The organism is Okeania sp. (genome assembly GCF_983059655.1).
On record NZ_CEZPJD010000471.1, the window covers coordinates 4071 to 6142 of the forward strand.

The 2072-nt window shown below is 34.9% G+C and carries 2 protein-coding genes; one reads left to right on the forward strand and one right to left on the reverse strand.

Annotated elements, in window-relative coordinates:
* The first annotated feature begins 107 nt into the window (after positions 1–107).
* Positions 108–1310, forward strand: coding sequence for a DUF1460 domain-containing protein (locus AC3DU7_RS22065; protein ID WP_488041452.1), 1203 nt, complete (start codon positions 108–110; stop codon positions 1308–1310).
* Between the two features lie 184 nt (positions 1311–1494).
* On the opposite strand, the gene AC3DU7_RS22070 is transcribed toward AC3DU7_RS22065, so the two are convergent.
* The gene (locus AC3DU7_RS22070) at positions 1495–1899 is read right to left on the reverse strand and encodes a four helix bundle protein (protein ID WP_488041453.1); all 405 of its coding nucleotides are present in this window, start codon (positions 1897–1899) and stop codon (positions 1495–1497) included.
* Positions 1900–2072: the final 173 nt, after the last annotated feature.

Genomic DNA, 2072 nt, shown 5'->3' on the forward strand with positions numbered 1-2072 from the left:
GGGACTTCTCAGATAACCTCTCAATACTCTTCTTTCAAGGAGAGGTAATTATCCATTATTTATTTTTCATTATCAATTGTTGAATAGCTAAAAGTCCTTATCAAAAAATGAGAAAATTATTCAAGTTAATTATTTTAACAGTAGCTATTACTGGCAGTCATACAGGAATTTTATCTATTGTAGATAAGATTAATGCTGCTCAAAAAGGTGTCAATCTACAGGCTAAATATATTACTAATAATCGGGATAATCGCCAAATACAATTTGACAATAAAAAAAATATTAATTCACAATTATTTGCTTCAGAAAAACCATTTAATTTTAGTCTAGTTCAATTTGATGATACTACTTTAAAAACTCTAGATATTGATGAGAAAATTTCATTAAAATCATCTACTTTATCAAGGCAAAATATCTTAAAAGAAGCACCTATTGGTCCTTCTCAACCTCCGACAAGACCAGTAATTGATGTTCACTTAAATAAAAGTGTTGGTGACAAAGAAATTAATCAACCATCAACGAATAATATTCCCGAAGATCCTCAGTTTAAACCAGTAATGGAATATGCCATAAAACAAAATCTTTCTCAACGTCCGATGGCAGAAATCATGCAGGCGATCGCTGATTATTTTATTGGTACTCCCTACAAAGCTGGATTATTAGACCAGTCGAATCAAGAATCTTTAGTTATTACTTTAGATGGATTTGATTGTGTCTTATTTGTAGAAACTGTTTTGGCAATGGCTAGAGGTATAGCAGTAGAAGATTATTCTTATTTAACCTTTATTAATAATATTAGAAATCAGCGTTATTGGAATGGAAAAATGAATGGATATTGTAGTCGTTTGCATTATTTTTCTGAATGGATTGCTGATAATCAGAGGCGCGACAATATAAAAGATATTGGTGTTGAATTAGGTGCAGAAAGAGTTAAAAAGCCGTTATTTTTTATGAGTAAAAATAGATGGGAGTATCCACAAATTGCTAGTAATGATGCTAATTATCAATGTATTGTGAATATGGAAGATAGTATTAGTAAGCTGAAAATTAATTATATTCCTTACTATAAAATTAGCAGCATTTATTCTCAGTTAAAAGCAGGAGATATAGTCGCCGTAGCAACAGAAATTAATGGCTTAGATGTAACTCATACTGGTTTAGTTTATCGTAATTCTGATGGTAATATTGGTTTTATTCATGCTTCTCCGGCAGGAAAAGTAACTGTTGCTTATGATTTAGAAAGATACATTTGGAACGTAGAAAGTTCTATTGGTATTTTAGTGGCACGTCCCGTCGATCCACGGCGTTAAAGTGGGGGAGCGGGGGAGTAGGGGAGTGAGGAGTAGGGGAGTGAGGAGTGGGGGAGTCAGGGAGTGGGGAGTAGGGGAGTAAAATTATACGAAAGACATTTTCAGAAATTTAAGTTTTAGCTTGGAAGTTACAAGGATTTAAGACTAATTATCGCTAAAGTAATACTATCAGAAAAAACAGCAACTAACTTTTAACTTCCCTACTTCCTGGATTTTTCAACAACCAAGGATGAGGATTATTTATTACTTTTACTAAAATTCTGATAATTTCGTCATAAATTGTTGAAAGCTTTTCCCCTGTTTCTACATCTAAATATTGACATTTCACAGCAAAATCAAGCCACGTTTGTGTTTCTGCTGCTTCTGAATCATTTAATTTAGCAACAAAGGCCAGCTCATATCTACGTTTTCGCCAAGCTTCAGCCAGATTAGCACAAACAGAACGTGACGAACGTCTAATTTGGTCAGTTAAAGAATACCTTTCTTCTACCGGAAATTTTTTAGACAATTCAAAAATTTGCATAGCTCCAAAAAAAGCCTTCTGATAAACCTTTAAATCTTTATGACTTTGAACCAACCCATTATTCACTCTAATTTTCTCCTCACTACAACTTTATCTTATTATTAATTCTCCCACTCCCTACTCCCCACTCCCTACTCCCCTACTCCCCTGCTCCCTACTCCCTAACTCCCCACTCCCCACTCCCCCACTCCCCTACTCCCTAACTCCCCACTCCCCACTCCCCACTCCCCCACTCCCTC

Excerpts from the sequence above, each read along its gene's own strand:
- AC3DU7_RS22065 (WP_488041452.1), top strand. The coding sequence starts at position 108 with ATGAGAAAATTATTCAAGTTAATTATTTTAACAGTAGCTATTACTGGC.